Raw genomic sequence first — 20,216 nt, 5'->3', positions numbered from 1 at the left:
TCGTCTTACAAGGTTGGTCGCTGCATCAGCGGGCGATCGCCTATGCCGAGCGGCGGGCGGGCAGCGCCAGGTTACTGCTTCCGTTGCTGCCCATTGTGCTGCTTAGCACCTTACCGTTGCGATTCAGGCGGCCGCTGGCAGAAGAATTCGGCTGAGGCGGCTCTTCAGGCAGCAAAAACTCGCGGATAAACCGGGCTGCGGCCCGCTGGGCCAGCCCGCCTGCAATCTGCTGGCCCATACGCTGGGTTTCGGGACGCAGCAGCAGGTTGGGCACGACGGGGAGGAGTTGCATCGGGTCAAATCCGGGCGTATCGCGCAGAATGTTGAGGATGCGGCTCAAGTTTTCCAGGTTTTGCGAATCAGCAGGTGGCGGCGCAGAACCATTGCCCAGACCGATGCGATCGCGCAGGGTAGCGGTCAGCCGCTGCATCGTCATCTGCCCGTAGCCGTCAATCCCTTTGACAATCTCCTCCACCAGATACTCGCGAATAAACTCGCCCCGCTCGGAAAACAGGAAGTTCAACGCCTGATCTACCGCATAGTTCAGGTCATAATCTGGGCTGTCCTTGGCGTTCTTCAGCAGGTTTTCCAGACGGTTCCAGCGGAAGCTGCCGTCTTTGAACAGCAGATCCTTAAGCGAGGAGCGGAGTTCGGGCGACGGATCGGTCAGCAGGCGCTTGGCAATATAAGGGTAGGCCTTGCTCAGCACCTTGAAATTTGGGTCAACGTTGATGGCGATGCCCTCCAGCGTCACCAGCGAACGGATGATCAGCGCGTAATAGGCGGGCACGCGGAACGGATAGTCGTACATCACCTGGGAAAGCTGATCGGTGATGCTTTTGAAGTTCAGTTCGGCAACGCTCGACCCCAGTGCGTTGCTAAAGACCGCAGCCAGCGCCGGAATAATTGGGGTTAGATCGGTGTCCGGGGTCAAAAATTCCAGCTTTACGTAGTCTTTCGCCAGACCTTCAAAGTCGCGGTTGACCATGTGAACCACCGCCTCGATCAGCCCGTAGCGCTGGGGAGCCTGCACCTGGCTCATCATGCCAAAGTCTAGATAGGCCAGCTTGCCGTCAGGCGTGGCCAGCAGGTTGCCGGGGTGTGGGTCGGCATGAAAGAAGCCATGCTCTAGCAACTGCCGCAGCGAACACTGCACACCCACTTCCACCAGATAGGCTGCATCGATGCCCTGGGCGGCCAGTTCTTGCGGCTTGGTGAGCTTGGTGCCGTTAATCCACTCCATCGTCAGCACGCGCTGATGGGTATATTCCCAGTAAATACGCGGCACATAGATGTCAGGGATTGCGCCATAAAGCTGGGCAAACCGCTCGGCGTTGCGCCCCTCCTGGGTATAGTCCATCTCTTCAAAGATGCGGGCCCCAAACTCGTCCATGATGCCGACGAGGTCGCTGCGGATTTGCTTAAACGTACTCGCTGCCCATTGCGCGGCCCGGCGCAGAATATACAGGTCGAGCGTGATGCGCTCCGCCAGTCCGGGACGCTGCACCTTCACTGCCACAACCTCACCCGTCTTGAGCTTGCCTTTGTAAACCTGCCCTAGCGAGGCAGCGGCGATTGGCTCTGGGCTGAGTTCGGCATAGATATTCTCAGGGCGATCGCCCAATTCCTCTTCAATAAATTGAAACGCCACTTCGTTGGGGAAGGGCGGTAGCTGGTCTTGCAGGCGCGTCAGTTCTTCCAGGTACGCGGGCGGCACCAAGTCTGGGCGAGTAGAAAGCGCCTGCCCAATCTTGATATAAGCAGGGCCAAGCTGGGTCAAAATGTCGCGCAGTTGCTCGGCGCGGCGCTGCTGGTTCTTCTCGATCTGTCCCAACTGTTTATCCCACCACAAGCCCAGCGCAAGCAGAAGGAAGGGCAGCACAATGCCAATCATTCGGCCCATCACTTGCAGCGGACGGGCGCTGTAGTATTCGGCGATCGCCATTGGGTCATAGCGCACCGCTGGCATCTCCGACGAATCGTAAGCAGACTTGAGGTGGTCTTCGATCGACAGCGGACGAGCAAGCACCGCATCAGGGCGGACGGTCGCGGAAGTCTCAGCAGTTGGCATGGGTTCCAGAGCAGAATGAAGGGAAGATTCGCCTCTGTTAAGCATTGTAACAGCGAAAATCTGGCAACCCCTCTATCTTGCAGGGGGAATTGCGATGCGAACAGCCGACTGCCCGTAATCCGAATGGTGGAAAAACCGTCACCTGCGGGTCGCGGATACCGCTGGGCAGTCGCTGATCAACTGTGCAGCGGGCCTTGCGTTGGCAAGATAGAATGAGTTATCAGTTCTCAACATTTGGTGAAATCCGCGAGGAGCGTTGCAGCGCATGGGCAAAGTCGTAGGCATAGACCTGGGCACTACAAACTCAGTCGTCGCCGTGATGGAAGGGGGCAAGCCCGTCGTAATTGCCAACGCTGAGGGAATGCGGACGACCCCATCGGTCGTGGGCTTTAGCAAAGAAGGCGAACAGTTGGTGGGGCAGATGGCGCGGCGGCAGGCGGTGCTAAATCCCCAGAACACCTTCTACGGCGTGAAGCGATTTATCGGGCGACGCTATAGCGAGGTCAGCCCCGACTCCCGGCGCGTGCCTTACACTATCCGCAAAGACGAGAACGGCAATATTAAGATCAAATGCCCCCGACTGGAGCGCGACTTTGCGCCGGAGGAAATTTCGGCAATGGTGCTGCGAAAGCTGGCGGACGAGGCCAGTCGCTATCTGGGGCAGCAGGTGACAGGCGCGGTGATCACGGTTCCCGCCTATTTCAACGACTCGCAGCGGCAGGCAACGCGAGATGCAGGCCGGATTGCAGGGCTAGAGGTGCTGCGAATTCTGAATGAGCCGACGGCGGCTTCTCTGGCCTATGGGCTAGAGCGGCGCGATAGTCAGGTGATTCTGGTGTTTGACCTGGGTGGCGGCACGTTTGACGTATCGATTCTAGAAGTGGGCGATGGCGTGTTTGAAGTCCGCGCCACCAGCGGCGATACCCAGCTTGGCGGCAATGATTTCGATAAAAAAATTGTGGACTGGCTGGCGGAGCAATTCTTAGAAAAGGAGGGCATCGACCTGCGGCGCGATCGCCAGTCTCTCCAGCGCCTCACCGAAGCTGCTGAAAAAGCCAAAATTGAACTCTCCGGGGTCAGCGTCACAGAAATCAACCTGCCCTTCATCACCGCCACGCCAGAAGACGGCCCCAAGCACCTGGAAACGCGCCTGACTCGCTCCCAGTTCGAGGGCATGTGTACCGACCTGCTGAGCCGGATGCGCGGCCCGCTGAAGCAGGCAATGCGCGATGCGGGGCTTGCGCCAGACGACATTGATGAAGTTGTGCTGGTGGGCGGCGGCACGCGGATGCCGATGGTGAAAAATCTAGTGCGATCGCTCATCGACCGGGAACCCAGCGAACACGTCAACCCCGACGAAGCCGTGGCCGTCGGCGCAGCGATCCAGGCGGGTATTCTGACGCAGGAAGTGGGGATGCGCGATATCCTGCTGCTAGACGTGACCCCGATTTCCCTCGGTCTAGAAACCATCGGCGGCCTGACCAAAAAGCTAATCCCCCGCAACACCACGATCCCCGTCCGCCGCTCCGACATCTTCTCTACCTCTGAAAATAACCAGACGATGGTGGAAGTCCACGTCGTCCAGGGCGAACGCGAAATGGCCGCGGATAACAAGTCCCTCGGCCGCTTCAAACTGCTGGGCATTCCCCCCGCACCGCGCGGCGTGCCCCAGATTTCGGTATCCTTCGACATCGATGCCAACGGCATTTTGCAAGTCACCGCCGTAGACAAAACCACCGGCCGCGAACAGGGCATTACCATCCAGGGCGCATCCACCCTCAGCGAAGCCGAAATTCAGAAGATGATCCAGGATGCAGAGCGCAACGCCCAGCAAGACCGGGAGCGGCGCGAACGGGTGGAAAAGCGCACCAAGGCAGAGGCGCTAACGTACCAGGCGGAGCGGCAGTTGCGCGAGGTGGCGCTAGACTTTGGAATGCAGTTTGCCAGCCCCTATCGCCGCAAGATCGAGGCGCTGATCAAAGACCTGCGCGATGCCCTAGCCAACAACGATGAGCGCCGCATCGACACGCTCGAAGCCGACCTGCGCGATGGGCTGTATCAGCTCCAGCAGGAGGTTTATCAGTTTGATCGAGGCGACGAAGACGAGGGCTTCTTTAGCTCGCTGAAGCGGACGCTGCTGGGCGACGACGACGAGTTTGACGAAATTCCCTCCTATCGAGGCGGCCGCGACCCGTGGGACGATCGCCCTGCGGCCCGCCGCGACCCGTGGGATGACCGGCCGCCCGTTCGTCGCGATTCCTGGAGCGATCGCCCTGATCCCTACAGCAGCCGCCCTGCGGCCCGCGATCCCTATAGCAGCCGCCCCGCCGCCCGCGACTCCTGGGACGAACCCCGTGATCCGTATGGCAGCCGTCCTGCGGCACGAGAAAACTGGAATGATCGAGGCGGCGATCGCCCCAATCCCTACAGCAGCCGCCCCGCTCGTCCTGCCAGCCGCGACTCCTGGGACGAGCCACCGCGCCGCCCGGCCAGCGATTCTTGGGACGAACCTCAGCGACCCGCCGCCCGCGATCGCTGGGATGAGCCGCCGCGTTCTGCCCGGCCGGCCAGCCGCGATTCCTGGGACGAACCCCAGCGCCCTGGCCGACCCGCCCGCGACTCCTGGGATGAGCCGTCGCGCTCTAGCCGTCCTGCCAGCCGTGATTCCTGGGACGAGCCGCGTTCTGGCCGCCCGCCCGCCCGCGATCGCTGGGAAGAGGCCGCCGACCGCAGCCGCGACCCAGACCCCCTCGAAAGCCGTCCCCGCAGCAATGGCGATCGCTGGGACGACAGGCCCAGCCGCGGCCGCGAACCTGGAACCCGCGAGATGGGACGAGAATCTGGACGCGAAATGGACGCTTCGCAGAATGATTTCTCCGAGAATCGCAGCCCAGAAGCCCGCAGCCCAGAAAATCGCAGCCCAGAAACCCGCAGCTTAGAAAACCGCAGCCCAGAAAATCGCAGCCGCTCGGAGCGACAAGGACTGAACCTGCGGACTTCAGACTCTGGCAGTTTTGACTCAGACAGCCGCGACTCCATCAGTCTCGATCCGTGGGACGACGCGCCCAAGCGCCCCCGTCGCGAACCAGCAGGAGACTGGGAGGACCCGCCCGCTGAAGCACCAACCGACGAAGACGAATCGCTAGACAAGCCAGAATATAACCGTCCCACGGGTCGCCCCAGCGACGACACTCCCCGTCGCCGCCCGCAAACTGGCGAGATTCCCCGCAGCCGGGGCATTTGGGATGAGGAAGAAGACGAATGGCTGTAGGAGACCGGATGCAGAATTTTCGGAATTACTATCAAATTCTCGGAATTCCCAAAACCGCCACGGCTGAGGAGATCAAAAAGGCCTATCGGCGGATGGCGCGGCAATATCACCCCGACTTGAACCCTGGCGACAAGGAAGCAGAGGAAAAGTTCAAGGACGTTGGCGAGGCCTACGAAGTTCTGTCGGATGCCAGCAAGCGGGCGCAGTATGACCAGTTCAGCCGCTTCTGGAAGCAGGGTGGCTTTCAGAGTGGCGCAACGCCCAAGTCCCGCAGTTGGAATAGCCGCACCGCCAGCCGCAGCCCCGACGAAGTAGACTTCAGCCAGTTTCGCGACTTTAACAGCTTTGTAGACCAACTGCTGAACCGCCGCAATGAGGAACCCGCCGCCCCGCGAACCCCACCGCGCGATCGCGATCCCTACCGCCCCGGCACTACCAAAACCACCTACACGGTTCCCCGCGCCACACCGCGCAACGCCGAAGCCCGGCTGACTGTGCCGCTGGAAAAGGCCTTTGCGGGCGGGCGCGAGCGGATTCGCCTGGAAGATGGGCGATCACTCGAAGTAAATATGCCCGCCGCCATGCTCACTGGGCAAAAGATTCGCCTGAAGGGGCAAGGCGTGTCTGGCGGCGACCTGTTTCTCCGCATCGAAATCGCGCCCCACCCCTTCTATCAGTTGGACGGGGCAGATATCTACTGTCTGCTGCCCCTAACGCCCAGCGAAGCAGTGCTGGGGGGAGCGATCGAAGTACCAACGCTGGATGGGCTGGTGAAAATGGTGATTCCTCCCGGCGTGAAAGCAGGGCAAAAGCTGCGGCTGGCAGGCAAGGGCTATCCCATTGACGGCAAGCGCGGCGATCAGATCGTGGAAATCACCATCCAGGTTCCCAAAGACCTCAGTCCCCAGGAGCGCGAACTCTACGACAAACTGCGGCAAATTGAAACGTTCAATCCCCGCGCTGGATTGGGCGTTTAGTGGAATCGTTCAGTCAATAAAGCTCCTTGGGTTTCTCCGTCTGAGACAGGTCCAGGAGCGACTTCACAAACCCTGCGGTGGGCACGGCCATTAAAATTCCCAGCACGCCCGCCACCCTGGCCCCAATCAGCAGCGCCACGATGACCCAGGCAGGATTTAGACCCGTAAAGCGGCCAAGGAGACGGGGGGCGATCGCATTTTCAATCGCCTGATCCACCACAATCCCTACCGCTAGCATCTTTACACCCACCCAAAAACTGCCCAGCCCGACCAAAAAGCTGATCAGGCAAATGCTCAGCGGTGCGCCCAGCGGAATCAGCGTCATCACGCCCACCGCCAGACCAAACAGCAGCCCAAACGGCACTTGCAGCAGCAGGAAAACCGTAATCATCGACAGCCCCATGACCAGCGCCAGCATCGCCTGACCGCTGAAATAGTTGTGGAAACTCTGGCGGAGCGATCGCCTCAATGGTTCTCCCTGAGAACCCGGCAGCCAGCGGAGAATGCCGGCCCACAGCGTCTCACCGTGCAGCAAGAGATAAAACGTGAGGGCGATCGTGATTACAAAATCCAGCGCACTGCCCGCCAGCCCAATGCCCAACCCCAACATACCGCTGCTGAGCGGCTGAAGCTGGGCCACCAGCGCCTCCTGGAGCCGCGCCACAAAATCGATCAGGTCTACCGGAAGTCGTCTCGCTGTGGCCCAGCGCTGCATATCCTGAAACTGCTGGTTGCCCGATTCGATCCAGGCAGGCAGTTTGGTGACCAGCCCATTAATTTGGTCAAGGAGAATCGGAATCAGCGTGACCGCCAGCACCAGCAGCAGAAACAGGGTCGCCAGCAGCACCAGCAAAATCGCGCGATCGCGCGATAGCCCCCGCCGCTGAAGCCAGCGCACCGCATAGCTCAGCACAAATGCCAGCAGGTTCGCCCCCACAAAAATTGTCAGAAGCTGCCGAAAATAGTCCATCACCACCAGCAGCGCCCAGCCGTTTAGCACGACCAGCGGCAGCGCCAGTCCCCAGGTCACCCACCGAGGCAGATTATCAATCCATTTCATAAGGCTGGGCAGTCCTCAAGCACCATTGCTCAGTATTGATTTCAGTCAGGACTTACGCACTTGCGTAAGTTTTCTGGGTTTTGGACGATTTTTCGCGGGCTGCGCCCGCGAAAAATCGTCCAACTGCGTCAGTCCTAATTGATTGTGGAATTACGACAGACAGGGCTTACACGGTCAAATCATTCCCAGATCTCCACACGAACGCGCCGCTTTGCCAGCAATCAAGGAGCCTTGGAGAGTGGCTCAGTTCCTCCATCGTGAACCAGTGCGTATCCTGACAGATTCATTGCATCAATCATCCAACGTGTCTTAGAGGGTGTTTGAAAAGGTATCGCCTGTAATGTTAAGCACCCAGAGATCCCCCCTAGCCCCCCTTAAAAAGGGGGGAAACCGCCTTAAAATCCCCCTTTTTAGGGGGATTTAGGGGGATCTTGCACGCTTTGCTACAAACAGTAGGACTTTTCAAACATCCTCTTACAGCATTGTTGGGCCGGATGAGCCACACGCTCGTCGCCCAACAGAGGCATTTCACAGTGATTCCTGAACCAGCGTCAGGGCCATTCTCATTTTTGAGGCAGCCTATCCGCTACAGTCCGCCACAATCCGCTACAGTCCGCCACAATCTGAGAATGCCTGGACAGCCCCAGAAACAAGAATCCGCCCCATGAAATATCGACAAAGTTAAGTGAAGTAATCCTTTTGGTGGGGACGCAAGGTGAGATTATCGCTATAATCTTCAACATCAATCCTGAAAGATTGTTGCAAAAGTTAACAAAAAGACTACGTTTCTTCGTGTCACACACCCTAAATGGCAAATAATATGGCGAATACTATGACGAACGAATCCACAACTCAAGCCAGGCTGATTAAGTTTCTGCGGGAAGAACTCTCCATTCCAACCGAGTCAATTGCGATCGCCCTCAAACAGCCAGAGCAAGACTCGAACCTGCTGCCGATGATTTTGTGGCAATACGGGCTAATCACGCTAGAACAGCTCGACCGCATTTTCGACTGGCTGGAAACCGCCTGAGTTTACCGCCTGAGTTTAAAGATTTCCGTTTGACAAGTTCGGGTATTTCGCCATTTTGGGGGGCACATTCCGGTGTGCCCCTTTCCAGTTTCTATCTCTCAGCTTCTTCATAAACCTTTAAAATGAAGAAAGCTAGAGAATTTTTGTACTATCCGCTCCATGTTCTGAGTGCTCTTCAATTCAAAGGTTTTTCTCTGGTTGTCCGTTCTGTCCGTCAATAAGGAGCATTATCAAATGCCGATTAAAGACCAGCCCAAAGCCCCGCGATCGCGCGTCATCGGCAACATTTTGCTGCTGGTGTCTAGTTTATTTTTACTAGCAAATATTCTCCTCCCTGGGCTGCTAGGGCCTCAAATTCCTCAGGTTCCCTACAGCCTGTTTATTCATCAGGTCAGCGAAGGCGAAGTCGCCCGCGCCTACATCGGCCAAGAGCAGATCCGCTACCAGCTCAAGCCCGTTCCTCCCGCAGAAGAGGGACAGATCCTGGCAACTACGCCCATTTTTGACCTAAAGCTGCCTTCGCTGCTAGAAGAAAACGGTGTCGAGTTTGCCGCTATCCCACCGCCGCGCAACGGCTGGCTGTCTAACATTTTGGGGTGGGTGATTCCGCCGCTGATTTTCGTGGCCATCTGGCAGTTTTTCTTGTCGCGAGGGGCGGGCGGCGGCAGCCAGGGCGTGCTGTCCATCGGCAAGAGCCGCGCCAAGGTCTACGTAGAAGGGGACGAAAACAAGGTCACTTTTGCCGACGTAGCGGGTGTAGAAGAAGCCAAAACCGAGCTACAGGAAATTGTTGAATTTCTGAAAAATCCCCGCAAGTTCACTCAAATCGGCGCACGGATTCCCAAGGGTGTGCTGCTGGTTGGCCCACCGGGAACTGGAAAAACGCTGCTGGCCAAAGCGGTGGCAGGCGAAGCAAGTGTGCCTTTCTTCAGCATTTCCGGGTCGGAGTTTGTTGAACTCTTTGTCGGCGTGGGTTCCTCCCGTGTGCGTGACCTATTCGAGCAGGCAAAGAAGCAGGCTCCCTGCATCATCTTCATTGACGAGCTAGACGCGATTGGCAAATCTCGCGCCACGGGCGGCTTCTACGGCGGCAACGACGAGCGTGAACAAACGCTAAACCAATTGCTGACGGAAATGGATGGCTTTAACGCGGGGGATCAGACAGTGATTGTGCTGGCTGCGACGAACCGCCCCGAAACCCTCGACCCGGCACTGCTGCGACCCGGCCGGTTTGACCGTCAGGTGCTGGTCGATCGCCCAGATTTGCAAGGGCGGCTGGCCATCCTGGAGGTTCACGCCAAGGACGTGAAGCTGGGCCCAGATGTGGATTTGAAGGCGATCGCCACGCGCACACCCGGATTTGCCGGAGCCGACCTGGCCAACCTGATCAACGAGGCGGCACTGCTGGCCGCCCGCAACGGCCGCGAAGCCGTTGCCCAGGAAGACATCGCCGAAGCCATTGAGCGCGTGGTGGCGGGTCTGGAGAAAAAGAGCCGCGTCCTCAATGACCAGGAAAAGAAGATTGTGGCGTACCACGAAGTCGGCCATGCGCTGGTGGGCGCAGTGATGCCCGGCAGCAACAAAGTGGAAAAAATCTCCATCGTGCCCCGCGGCATGGCGGCGCTGGGCTACACGCTGCAACTGCCGACGGAAGACCGCTTCTTGCTGAGCGAAGCCGAGCTATTGGGACAAATCGCCACGCTGCTGGGCGGACGCTCTGCCGAAGAAATCGTCTTTGGCAGCATTACCACTGGCGCATCGAATGACCTCCAGCGGGCCACCGACCTGGCCGAGCGCATGGTGACGACCTACGGCATGAGCAAAGTGCTGGGGCCGCTAGCCTATCAGCAGGGGCAGCAAAACAGCTTCCTGGGGGGCGAGATGAACCCCCGCCGCATGGTCAGCGAACAAACCGCCGAAGCCATTGACAAAGAAGTCAAGGATATCGTCGAAACCGCACACCAAAAAGCGCTTGACATCCTCCAGCACAATCGGGATCTGTTGGAAACCATCGCCACGAAGTTGCTGGAAACGGAGGTGATCGAGGGCGAAACCCTGAAAGACCTGTTGAGTCAGGTGAAAGCGCCAGAAGGAGCGATTGCCTAATCTTTAAACCGCAACCAACCACCTAAATTCACTTAGGCAATTCATTGGCAATTCATTGGGGCGCATCTGGGAAACCAGGTGCGTTTTTTTGCGACTAATTTTTTGTTTGTGGAAGAACAGCCCATCAAAAATTTCTGCGACTACAAACTATAAAGATTGCCCATCAGGAAGCGAACCCCAACCTGGCTTATTCTCAGAAACTGAGGGACACCCGTTGCAGCGGTGCGCTGGAGAAGAAGTCGAGCCATCGGCACATCGGCAGCACTGAGGGGCGATCGCCCTTCCTGAGCGCTAGTATTTCAAAATGTAAAGATTGCGGATTTTCCCTAATAAATGTTGCAGCCGCTTGATCCCGCTGCTAACGTGTGCATATCGACTGATGGATAGCGCTATTCCAAATGTTGATACTTTTCCGTTCTCAATAAATTTGCATCGCTCGATCAGTCACATCTGTCTAGAGTTGGTTCGAGATTCGTCCCATCATTCCTGCCGAAGGATCAGGAAAGTGCTGGAACTGGCATGAATCCATCTTCGTCCAGTTCTCAGAATCGACCAGGCTGTGTGTATTTTTCTTGACAAACTCTGTGCGTATGCTTTGGAACGTCATGACTCTAGCTGGTTCGTCAGCTTTGCAGGGCAATGCTCTCATCAATGCTTTGCAGCCGCGTCATCGCGTTCTCTGCTGGATTGATGAGATGGACAGTTCCCTTCAACGCTGGACTCAAGTGATGGATTCGGTAGCATCCGATTCTCATCCGGTTTATGGTCTGTCTCGCGTATCCAGATCGATTCCAAAATCAATTGATGAGGTTCAGGTCGCTTAGCCATCTCTCTTGGTTTCTCTGGCAAATTCTTGAACTATTCTTTGTGAACTTGTATTTGCGAACCTGTGTTTGCGAACTTCTATTTGCGAACTTTGTGAAATCTGCAAACGCTGGGCGCGGCCGCGCCATTCACCTGAACTTCATTCCAGGACATTCAGGATTCCCTGCTTCACTCGATTGCTTAACTGAGTAAGATAACTTCTCAGTTTCGGACTCCTTCAAGCTCCTGACTAAGCCCAAACTTCTGGCTAAACCGATTTGGATCACTCACTCGCCGCAAGCAGACCCGGCGCGATGGGTGGCGTTTGCTCGGCGGCGAGTCTTCAAGACTGGAGGCTTTGTAATGACGACGATTTACGGAAAGACTGCTCTAATTACCGGAGCCTCTCGCGGCATTGGACGGGCGATCGCCCTGGAATTTGCCCATCAGGGTGCAAAGCGGCTGCTGCTGGTGGCCCGCGATCGCCAGCGATTGGCCGAATTAGCCGACGAATTGCAAGAACTGGGCGTAGAGGCGATCGCCCTGCCGCTGGACTTGAGCCAGCCTGCGGAAGTCAGCATCGCCGTGGCCAAAGCGTGGCGCGACCACGGCCCGATTCACTGCCTGGTAAACTGTGCGGGCGTGGCGCATCAGGCCCCATTCCTGCAATCCCGCCTGCCCCAGGTGCAAGAAGAAATCGCCATCAACTTGGTCGGTATGTACACGATTACGCGCCTGATGGCTCGTCGCATGGTGGCCCAGCATGAAGGTACGATTGTCAACGTCTCTAGCCTCATGGGTAAGCTGGCCGCGCCCACGATGGCAACTTACTCGGCAACTAAGTTCGCCATTCTCGGCTTTACGCAGGCGCTGCGGGGTGAGCTGGCGGGGCACAATGTCCGGGTTGTGTCTCTGCTGCCATCCCTGACCGATACCGACATGGTGCGAAACCTCCGCTGGTTTCGCTGGATTTTGCCCATGACCCCAGAGCAGGTCGCTCAAGCACTCACTCGCGGACTATCGCGGGGCCGCAGCGAGATTCTCGTCGGCTGGCAGAGCCATCTCGCCCTTTGGGGACAGCGATTTGCGCCGTGGCTGATGGAAAAAGTGCTGCAATGGGCCGCGCCGCTGCCCCAGACCCGCTGGGAGCTTGGCAAACTGCGGATGATGCGCGGATAGCGGCTTCCGCTGGCATCAGCCATCTGTCAGCGCATCTGCTAGCGCGTCCGAAACTGCCTGACGGATAAACGCCTCGTCTGCCGGATTTTGATACGGATTCCCCGCCCGATGTCCCCAAATTGAAGGAATCGGGCGGAATTCTGCACTTGGAATCAGCCGTACCTCGGCTTCGCAGTCTTCTGGCGTGAAATACAGGTCGGTGGTGGCAGGCATTACCCAGGTTTTTGCTCGAATCGAACCCAGCGCCCTCTCATAATCGCCCTGATAGACCGGATTGTTGCCCACGTCGCAGCGCAGCCAAGTGTCAATCATGCTCAGCAAATTGTGCGGGTCGCGCTTGCGATAGCCCGCCTCCCAGCCGCGCAGCAAGTAATCCTCCAGCGAGGTGTAACCCAGTGGGTAATACAACCCTTCGCGGTAGAAAGCTTGCGACGCGGCCCAACTGGCGTAGATGCGGGCAAAGGCGCGAAAGCCGCGATCGGGAACCCCCTCAAAGCGATCGCCCGTCCAGGTGGGATCAGCCGTCAGCGCTGTTCGCAGGCTGTGCAAGAAAATCTGGTTGTGTTCCGTTGTGCGGGCTGTGCCGCAGAGCGCCACAATTCGCTGCACCCGTTCAGGATAGAGCGCGCCCCAGTGATAGGCCTGCTGCGCTCCCATCGACCAGCCGTAGACCAGTGCCAGGGTTTCCACGCCAAACACCTCGCGGAGCAACTGTTCCTGCGCCCGAACGTTGTCCCAGTGCGTAAACCAGAAGCCCGACTCGCTGAGTTTGCAATGGGGATCATTGCTGGGGGAACTGGATAGCCCATTGCCGAACATATTGGGAATGACAATGAACCAGCGCTCTGGATCGAGGATGCGATCGCGCCCGATCAGCCACTCAATGTCGGGGTGCTGTGCGCCGTAGGACGTGGGATAGAGGATGACATTACGGCGATCGCCCGCCAGCGTTCCATAGGTTTGATATACGACCTTCGCTTCCGGCAGCGTTGCGCCACACTGAAGCGTGTAATCTTTTATCACAAAGATTTGTGCATCGCCGTTCGCAGCAGCATTCATGGCAGAATTCTCGATCGGGTCACTGATTTAGCTATTCAGCAGCAGTTTTTAGAGCCGCGATAATGTTTTGGTTGACTCGAATGTAGCCCTTCTCAACGTATCTCCAGCGTTCTGACAAACGTTCATAGGCAGCCGGCAGCGCATGAAACGGAATCGAGGGATAGAGATGATGCTCTGCATGAAAGGGCATATTCCACATCAAGAGCTTAATGGGGAACGTGGTCAGCGTTGTTCGCGTGTTAGTAAACGGGTTGTCGTCGTTCGTGCAGCCGGTGTGTTCTGCCAGCAAAATGGCGCGGAGAATCGGCTGACCCACCGCCAGAGGCAGCACCCAGTAAAGGAAAACGGCGGCGGGATGTCCGAGGAGAATGGAGAGGGCGATCGCCCCTGCGTATACACCCAACTGCACCCGTGTCGAGCGAATTACGTCGGTATAGGCGCTCTCTGGCAAAAAGGGATAGTCCTGCACCTTTCCGGCGGCAATTTTCAGGTGCGTTTTCACCTTGCCAATCCACCAGGGAATCGCGCTCACTTCTAGCCAATAGTCGCGCCGGGTCTGCGGCTTTGGGTCGCTGAGTTCGGGGTCTTTGCCAGGAATTTGCGTGTAGCGGTGGTGCCATTTGTGATAGCGGCGATAGAACGTGCCGTTGTAAAACGACAGTAGCCCAGCCAACCAGCCGACGATATCGTTGAGCCGATTGTTGGCAAAGGCCGTCCGATGAACCGATTCGTGCATCGCTGCAAACATTGAGGCCAGGCTGAAACCGTAGACCACTAGCGCTGGCAGCGCCACCCACAAATTTAAATTTTGCAAATTTTGCAAATTTTGCAGATTTTGCATCTGCGTGGCCCAGAGTGTGCCGCTGACTGCCATCACGGCCAGATGCTTGCCCAATTGCCACAGCCCTTGCCACGTCGAGCGCTGGTTCAGCGCCGCGAGTTCTTCGATAGACAAGACCTGTCGGGCATTTGACGCAACCTCGCGGCAAGGGGCGATCGCACCCTCGACCTTGCCCAATTCCAGCGTTTCTTGTGAAAACCCCATGATCCCTGCCCTTTTAATGAATGGCTCAGATGAACAATTCAATGAACAACTCAGTGAAATTCTTGTAGGACTTACGCAGTTGGACGATTGCTCGCAGGCGCAGTCTTCAAGAAATCGTCCAAAACTCAGAGAGTTTAATCGCAAGTGCGGAAGTCCTATCTTGATAATTCTTGATTAGAAGATAGCGTCTAGACACGAACCTGACTTGTCATAAGACTTGTCACAAGACTAGTCACAAGACTTGTCACAACAAGTCATTACGCCCTTACTATAGCAGGTTGTCGCCACTTGTTGTAACAAGTTGGAAAATCCAATCGAGCCAGTGGACTGGGCAGAATCATCCCGATTTTCTAACCCCTAACCTCTCTAGGCTTGCTATATCATGGGGATTCAAAGGTTGTCCGAAGGGCAAGACGCATGAATTGGTGGCAAAAGCTCAAGAGAAACTCGCTGGCCCGCTATGGGGCGCTGGTGCTGCTGTTGCTGTATCTGGTGGCGATTGGGGCAGAGTTTTTTGCACCCTATGATCCCTACGTGTCGCAGACGGATGGCTCGCTGCTGCCGCCGACGCAGGTGTTTTGGCGATCGCCCCAAGGACAGTTTCTTGGGCCGCACGTCTATCCCACCACCCAGGGCGCGGTAGATCTAGAGACGGGCGATCGCCAGCTTTCGCGGGACTTTAGCCAGCCATCGCCGATTCGTCTATTTGTCAAAGGCGACCCCTACCGATTCCTCAACCTAAAGCTGCCGCTGCCGACGCGGTTTTCGCTGACCGATCCGCAGTTCCAGGAGAAGGAAATTTTGCCGGGAATTCCGGGCGATCGCCACCTATTTGGCACGGTTGGTCCCGGTCGGCTGAACCTGCTGGGCACTGACGAAGCAGCCCGCGACCAACTCAGTCGGCTCATTCACGGCAGCCGCATTAGCCTGTCGATCGGGCTGGTGGGGATTCTCATTTCCTTCCCATTGGGGCTGCTGATTGGCGGCATCTCTGGCTACTTTGGCGGCTGGACAGATTCCATCCTGATGCGCTTTGCCGAAGTGCTGATGACTATCCCCGGCATTTACCTGCTGATTACGCTGGCAGGGGTGCTGCCACCAGGATTGACCAATGCCCAGCGGTTTCTGCTGATTACCCTGATCACCTCGTTTGTCAGTTGGGCGGGGCTGGCGCGGGTAATTCGCGGGCAGGTCTTGTCAATTAAAGAACGCTCTTTTGTGCAGGCGGCGCGGGCGATGGGCGGGCGATCGCTCTACATCATCCTGCGCCACGTCCTGCCGCAGACCGCAACCTATGTGATTATCACGGCCACCCTAGCGATTCCCAGCTTCATCCTGGCAGAAGCCGTGCTGAGCTATCTGGGACTTGGCATTCAGCAGCCCGACCCCTCCTGGGGAAATATGCTGTCCCTGGCCAGCAATGCGTCGATTTTGGTGCTGCAACCCTGGCTGGTTTGGGCTCCGGCATGTCTCATCGTGCTGACGGTGCTGGCGTTTAACCTGCTGGGCGACGGGCTGCGCGATGCCCTCGACCCGCGCAACAGCAGCGATAGCAATGGCTGAACCCAAGAGTTAGAGAAACACCGAGAGAAACACCCAAAGAAACACCAGAAACACCCACAGAAACGCCTGCTGCTGGTAATCCTTAATACTTTTGAAAATATCGGCACTATGTTTTGTAGCACACTTTACAATGAAGTGCTAAGGAATCGCAGCGCACAGGCTTCGTTCGAGGCACCTTGACCCAAACCTGAGCGATCGCCCTAGTGGGTTTTGCCCATTGTTCCGCGTCTTGGTTAGTTCCGCGCCTTGGTTAAAAGGCTAGGGAAAGGGATTTGGGCGATCGCCGCTGCTTCTCACTTATTCATCACTGAATAAAAGTGCCACCAAAAGTGCCGTCAAGGGTGCTGCCACAGAGGAAGGTTTACGATGACAATTCGAGGGTTTCGCCGCAAGCGCCGTACATCTCTGCCCACCGCAGAGCAACTGCTCAATTTAGGGCAAAATTTATCCCAAGGTCTGTCGATGGATGCGGTCGAACCGCGCACCGTTCCGCCCAAAACCAGCGACGAAGAATGGACGACCAAGCGGCTGATTCAGTTTAGCCAGAGCCTCAAAAATATTTGGGTGTAGAATACTTGGATATATGTAGATTGAGGTAGCACTGAGATCCAGTAAAGATCAAGTAGAGATCCAGCAGAGATCCAGCGCCTATCCCCACATCTGTAAATATCTAGCAGTCAATATTCAGCACTATCCAACCCCAGGCCGCCGCCCTCCAGCGTGTGGCTTTTTCTGCTTTCTGAGTAACCCCCTGACCGAATCTATGAAACAGACAGCCCACTGGCCAACAGGGCAGAATGGGGATGGCTAGGGCAGATTGAACATGAAGCTGGAATTTTTGCTGGAATTCTTGCTGAGATTCTTATTGCGGGAAAAATGCCCGCTTTTTGGGCACTCTGAGGGCATATCCATCAAGCATCTCGACCTTTTTACTAAATTCGTTTGTTTTGCACACGCTCATTTCAAAATGCGACATCCGTTTACCCTTAGTGCCTCTCTACTCGCGCTGACTGCACTGTTAATGACGGGTTGCGCCCGCCCCACAGGCCGAGCCGCTGCGGTCGAAGATGCAGAGATGATCAAATCACGCCCGTCCCAGGCGGTGATGGTGCATTTGTTTGAGTGGCGCTGGGACGATATTGCCCAGGAATGCGAAACGGTTTTGGGCCCAAACGGCTACGCCGCCGTGCAAATTTCGCCCCCCCAGGAACACGTCGTCTTACCTGAGCGGGGCTTTCCCTGGTGGCAGCGCTATCAGCCCGTCAGCTATCGGCTGGAAAGTCGCAGTGGCGATCGCGCTCAGCTTGCATCCATGATTCGCCGCTGCCATGCGGCCGGGGTCAAGGTCTACGCCGATGCGGTGATCAACCACATGGCCGGGGTCGAGCAGGGCATCGGCAGCGCCGGGTCAGTCTTTACCAAATACGACTATCCCGGCATCTACCAGCCACAAGACTTCAACGACTGTCGCCGCAACATCGAGAGCTACCAGAACCACGACGAGGTGACGGGCTGCGAATTGGTGGGGTTGGCTGATTTGAAAACCAGCACGCCCTACGTGCAGCGGCGGCTCGCAGAATACCTCGCCGATTTGGTCAGTTTGGGCATCGACGGCTTTCGGATCGACGCTGCTAAACACATCAATGCCCGCGACCTGGATGGCATTCTGACCCAGCTTGAGCAGGTCTTGGCAGAACAGAAAGCGGGCAAGACCCTGGCTGATCTCTTCATTTATCAGGAAGTGATCGACCCCGGCACCGAAGCCGTGAAAAAGGGCGAATACTATGCCTCTGGCGACGTGTTCGAGTTTGAGTATGGACGAGTCGTGAGCGAAAAGTTTGCCGGACTCGACGGGCAAACCCTGGCGCAGCTAGAAACATTGGGCGAGGGCTGGGGATTTGTCCCTAGCGAAAAGGCTGTGGTCTTCATCGACAACCACGACAAGCAGCGGGGTCACGGGGGCGGCGGCAACTACCTCACTTACAAGGACGGCCCGCTCTACGACCTGGCCAATGTGTTCATGTTGGCCCATCCCTACGGCAAGCCGCTGGTGATGTCGAGCTACGACTTTTCAGATGGCGACCAAGGGCCCCCCGCCGATGCCAAAGGCAACACGCGATCGCCCCTCAGCCCCAACGCTGCAACCTGCGCCGACGGCTGGATCTGCGAACATCGGCGATCGCCCCTGGTGCAAATGGTGCAGTTTCGCAACGCGGCCGGCGATGCGCCCCTGGTGGACTGGTGGAGCAACGGGCAAAACCAGATTGCCTTTGGGCGGGGCGATCGCGCCTTTGTGGTGATCAACCGAGAATCCCAGCCCCTCACCCACACCTTTCAAACCAGCCTGCCCCCCGGCCGCTACTGCGACCTGCTCCAGCCCAGTGCGTCCAACCCCGCCACCTGCGCCATGCCCATCACCGTTCAGCCCGACGGCCAGGCGACCTTCACCCTATCCGGCATGAGCGCCGCCGCAATTCGAGTCATGGAGTAGTAGAACCACCCTAAGCCAACGCCCGCAACTCCTCCAGCACGCCCCCCGGCGCATAGCCCAGGCTAAAGGCGTAGCTGCTATCCATCGACACATCCGGCGGGCGCGGGGCGGGCATGGGCACATCCGCCTGCTTGCAAGGGCTGATCAAGTCAGGGGAAAGACCAAACGCCGCCGCCATCCGTAGCCCAAATTCATAGCGAGACAGCCGCTCTGGCCCGCCCAGGTGAACCAGACCTTGAACCTTGTCGAGCGCCATCAGCAGTCCCTTTGCTGCATCGCGGCCGCTGATGGGCGTGCGAAACTCGTCGGTAAACAGGCGCAGCGCCTCACCATCGCGCAGCTTCTGCAAAAACGGCTGCAAGAAGCTAGGGGCCGTGGGCGCAGCGCCAAACATCAGCGGCATCCGGCAAACGGCAGCCTTTGGATAGCGGCTCAGGATTCCGGCTTCGGCTTCTGCCTTTTGCTCCCCATAAAGGCTGATGGGACAGACCGGATCGGCCTCGCGGTAGGGCGCGTGGTGTCCGTCGAACACCAGATCGGTGGAGGTGAAGGCAAAGGGAATGCCCGCATCGGCGCAGAGGCTAGCCAGGTTTAGGCTGGCGAGGACGTTAATCTGGCGGGACAATTCGGGCTGGGTTTGGCAGGCGTTGGGCTGAGACAGGGCGGCTGTGTGGATCACTGCATCCGGGCGAATCTCCTGGAATGCCTGCTGGAGGGCAGCACAGTCCGTGAGATCCAGCGCCAGCGTGTTCGCATCGGCAAAGGACACGGGCCGGGTTTGGTACGTGCCGTAGACCGTCCAACTGGCGCGGGTCGCCTGGTAGATATGCCATCCCAAAAAACCGCTGATGCCCGTAATGAGGAGGGTTTTGGGAGGCGTTGACATGGCAATAGATCCCACAGTCATAAGTTGGACAAGATACGATTAAGAGGATTCCGTGTCTGAAGCTGAGACAGAAGAAATTGAGACAGAAAGGACAGCGTATGGTGAAGCCAATGGTAAATCAGTTGGTAGATCAAGCTGCTATGAACCCGCTTGCTGGCGATCGCCCGTTTCCAAAACATTTCCGTTTTGCTGCGGCGGCAACCTGGGCGGGTGTATCAATCGCTTCTAGCCTAGCTGCATGGGCTAGTTTTGTCCCGCTTGCCCAGGCCCAAGAGCAGGCCCAAAATCGCCAGCCGTCTGCTTCGATTCCCGTCCAGATTGAGCTTAGCCCAGCGTCTCCAGCAATTTCTGACCCGCAGGGCTTTCCAGCATTGCAACCGCTGACCCCCGTGCCCGCTCCGTCCAGCGATGCTCATTCGGATGCCATTGGACAAGACTCCATTGGACAGATCGACACTCAGCGTCCTGTGCTGCCCTTTTCCGATGTGCCACCCGACCACTGGGCCTACGAAGCGCTACTATATCTTTCCACAGGAGGGCGATCGCCCCGTTCTGTCCCTCAACCATAACTCCGCTGAGAAGTTACTTTGAGGCGTTCCTGATGACGTTCCGCTTGGATTCCGTCTGGAAGGTTTCGATTGCGTAGCAAAACTTGATTTTTGGCATCCTTTTTG

Annotated in this window: 13 protein-coding genes and 1 pseudogene; 9 read left to right on the top strand and 5 right to left on the bottom strand. The window is 57.3% G+C overall.

What is annotated here, in order from left to right:
* Nucleotides 1-40: 40 nt before the first annotated feature.
* Nucleotides 41-2,071, bottom strand: coding sequence for an AarF/ABC1/UbiB kinase family protein (locus tag JTM80_RS03690; protein ID WP_205370625.1), 2,031 nt, complete (start codon nt 2,069-2,071; stop codon nt 41-43).
* Nucleotides 2,072-2,336: 265 nt separating this feature from the next.
* On the opposite strand from JTM80_RS03690, the pseudogene dnaK reads away from it, so the two are divergent.
* Nucleotides 2,337-4,430 (top strand): annotated as a pseudogene (gene dnaK, locus JTM80_RS03685) (molecular chaperone DnaK); the annotation flags it as partial.
* A 920-nt stretch (nt 4,431-5,350) separates the two neighbouring features.
* Nucleotides 5,351-6,319 (top strand): DnaJ C-terminal domain-containing protein, encoded by a 969-nt coding sequence (locus JTM80_RS03680; protein ID WP_205371251.1) that lies wholly within the window; start codon nt 5,351-5,353, stop codon nt 6,317-6,319.
* Between the two features lie 13 nt (nt 6,320-6,332).
* On the opposite strand, the gene JTM80_RS03675 is transcribed toward JTM80_RS03680, so the two are convergent.
* The gene (locus JTM80_RS03675; protein WP_205370623.1) at nt 6,333-7,379 is read right to left on the bottom strand and encodes an AI-2E family transporter; all 1,047 of its coding nucleotides are present in this window, start codon (nt 7,377-7,379) and stop codon (nt 6,333-6,335) included.
* An 832-nt stretch (nt 7,380-8,211) separates the two neighbouring features.
* Between JTM80_RS03675 and JTM80_RS03670 the strand changes: the two genes are divergently transcribed.
* The 3 genes from JTM80_RS03670 (at nt 8,212) to JTM80_RS03660 (ending at nt 12,498) form a co-directional block, all read left to right on the top strand.
* Complete coding sequence (locus JTM80_RS03670) at nt 8,212-8,409, top strand: DUF2949 domain-containing protein (protein WP_172354216.1); 198 nt, start codon at nt 8,212-8,214, stop codon at nt 8,407-8,409.
* 234 nt (nt 8,410-8,643) lie between these two features.
* The gene (ftsH4, locus tag JTM80_RS03665; RefSeq protein ID WP_205370622.1) at nt 8,644-10,515 is read left to right on the top strand and encodes an ATP-dependent zinc metalloprotease FtsH4; all 1,872 of its coding nucleotides are present in this window, start codon (nt 8,644-8,646) and stop codon (nt 10,513-10,515) included.
* 1,167 nt (nt 10,516-11,682) lie between these two features.
* On the top strand, nt 11,683-12,498 hold the full coding sequence (locus JTM80_RS03660) for an SDR family oxidoreductase (protein WP_172354214.1): 816 nt from the start codon (nt 11,683-11,685) through the stop codon (nt 12,496-12,498).
* 15 nt (nt 12,499-12,513) lie between these two features.
* Here the strand turns inward: JTM80_RS03660 and JTM80_RS03655 are convergent, their stop codons facing one another.
* Together JTM80_RS03655 and JTM80_RS03650 are read right to left on the bottom strand one after the other, a co-directional pair.
* Nucleotides 12,514-13,557: an alpha/beta fold hydrolase gene (locus JTM80_RS03655; RefSeq protein WP_205370616.1), complete on the bottom strand. Its 1,044-nt coding sequence runs from the start codon at nt 13,555-13,557 to the stop codon at nt 12,514-12,516.
* 31 nt (nt 13,558-13,588) lie between these two features.
* Nucleotides 13,589-14,602 (bottom strand): fatty acid desaturase family protein, encoded by a 1,014-nt coding sequence (locus JTM80_RS03650; protein WP_172354212.1) that lies wholly within the window; start codon nt 14,600-14,602, stop codon nt 13,589-13,591.
* 417 nt (nt 14,603-15,019) lie between these two features.
* Here JTM80_RS03650 and JTM80_RS03645 point away from each other — a divergent pair, with 417 nt between their 5' ends.
* From JTM80_RS03645 to JTM80_RS03635, 3 genes are all read left to right on the top strand, one after another.
* Entirely contained in the window at nt 15,020-16,165 is a 1,146-nt protein-coding gene (locus tag JTM80_RS03645; protein WP_205370614.1) for an ABC transporter permease, read from the top strand.
* A gap of 366 nt (nt 16,166-16,531) precedes the next feature.
* The gene (locus tag JTM80_RS03640; RefSeq protein WP_172354210.1) at nt 16,532-16,735 is read left to right on the top strand and encodes a hypothetical protein; all 204 of its coding nucleotides are present in this window, start codon (nt 16,532-16,534) and stop codon (nt 16,733-16,735) included.
* Between the two features lie 451 nt (nt 16,736-17,186).
* A complete protein-coding gene (locus JTM80_RS03635; RefSeq protein ID WP_225906752.1) occupies nt 17,187-18,656 on the top strand; it encodes an alpha-amylase family protein in 1,470 nt (489 codons plus the stop codon).
* A gap of 10 nt (nt 18,657-18,666) precedes the next feature.
* On the opposite strand, the gene JTM80_RS03630 is transcribed toward JTM80_RS03635, so the two are convergent.
* Nucleotides 18,667-19,542: an NAD(P)-dependent oxidoreductase gene (locus JTM80_RS03630; RefSeq protein ID WP_172354208.1), complete on the bottom strand. Its 876-nt coding sequence runs from the start codon at nt 19,540-19,542 to the stop codon at nt 18,667-18,669.
* Between the two features lie 140 nt (nt 19,543-19,682).
* Here JTM80_RS03630 and JTM80_RS03625 point away from each other — a divergent pair, with 140 nt between their 5' ends.
* Complete coding sequence (locus JTM80_RS03625) at nt 19,683-20,111, top strand: hypothetical protein (RefSeq protein WP_172354207.1); 429 nt, start codon at nt 19,683-19,685, stop codon at nt 20,109-20,111.
* Nucleotides 20,112-20,216: the final 105 nt, after the last annotated feature.

It is taken from the genome of Thermoleptolyngbya sp. PKUAC-SCTB121, from assembly GCF_016919485.1.
Taxonomy (GTDB): Bacteria; Cyanobacteriota; Cyanobacteriia; order Elainellales; family Elainellaceae; genus Thermoleptolyngbya; species Thermoleptolyngbya sichuanensis.
The sequence above is the reverse complement of the archived record's forward strand: the minus strand, read 5'-3'. Positions and strand labels throughout refer to the sequence as shown.

Coding starts and splice junctions, on each gene's coding strand:
- JTM80_RS03640 (WP_172354210.1), top strand. CDS start 16,532: ATGACAATTCGAGGGTTTCGCCGCAAGCGCCGTACATCTCTGCCCACC.
- JTM80_RS03670 (WP_172354216.1), top strand. CDS start 8,212: ATGACGAACGAATCCACAACTCAAGCCAGGCTGATTAAGTTTCTGCGG.
- JTM80_RS03650 (WP_172354212.1), bottom strand. CDS start 14,602: ATGGGGTTTTCACAAGAAACGCTGGAATTGGGCAAGGTCGAGGGTGCG.
- JTM80_RS03675 (WP_205370623.1), bottom strand. CDS start 7,379: ATGAAATGGATTGATAATCTGCCTCGGTGGGTGACCTGGGGACTGGCG.
- JTM80_RS03690 (WP_205370625.1), bottom strand. CDS start 2,071: ATGCCAACTGCTGAGACTTCCGCGACCGTCCGCCCTGATGCGGTGCTT.
- JTM80_RS03645 (WP_205370614.1), top strand. CDS start 15,020: ATGAATTGGTGGCAAAAGCTCAAGAGAAACTCGCTGGCCCGCTATGGG.
- JTM80_RS03680 (WP_205371251.1), top strand. CDS start 5,351: ATGCAGAATTTTCGGAATTACTATCAAATTCTCGGAATTCCCAAAACC.
- JTM80_RS03635 (WP_225906752.1), top strand. CDS start 17,187: ATGACGGGTTGCGCCCGCCCCACAGGCCGAGCCGCTGCGGTCGAAGAT.
- JTM80_RS03630 (WP_172354208.1), bottom strand. CDS start 19,542: ATGTCAACGCCTCCCAAAACCCTCCTCATTACGGGCATCAGCGGTTTT.
- JTM80_RS03660 (WP_172354214.1), top strand. CDS start 11,683: ATGACGACGATTTACGGAAAGACTGCTCTAATTACCGGAGCCTCTCGC.
- JTM80_RS03625 (WP_172354207.1), top strand. CDS start 19,683: ATGAACCCGCTTGCTGGCGATCGCCCGTTTCCAAAACATTTCCGTTTT.
- ftsH4 (WP_205370622.1), top strand. CDS start 8,644: ATGCCGATTAAAGACCAGCCCAAAGCCCCGCGATCGCGCGTCATCGGC.
- JTM80_RS03655 (WP_205370616.1), bottom strand. CDS start 13,557: ATGAATGCTGCTGCGAACGGCGATGCACAAATCTTTGTGATAAAAGAT.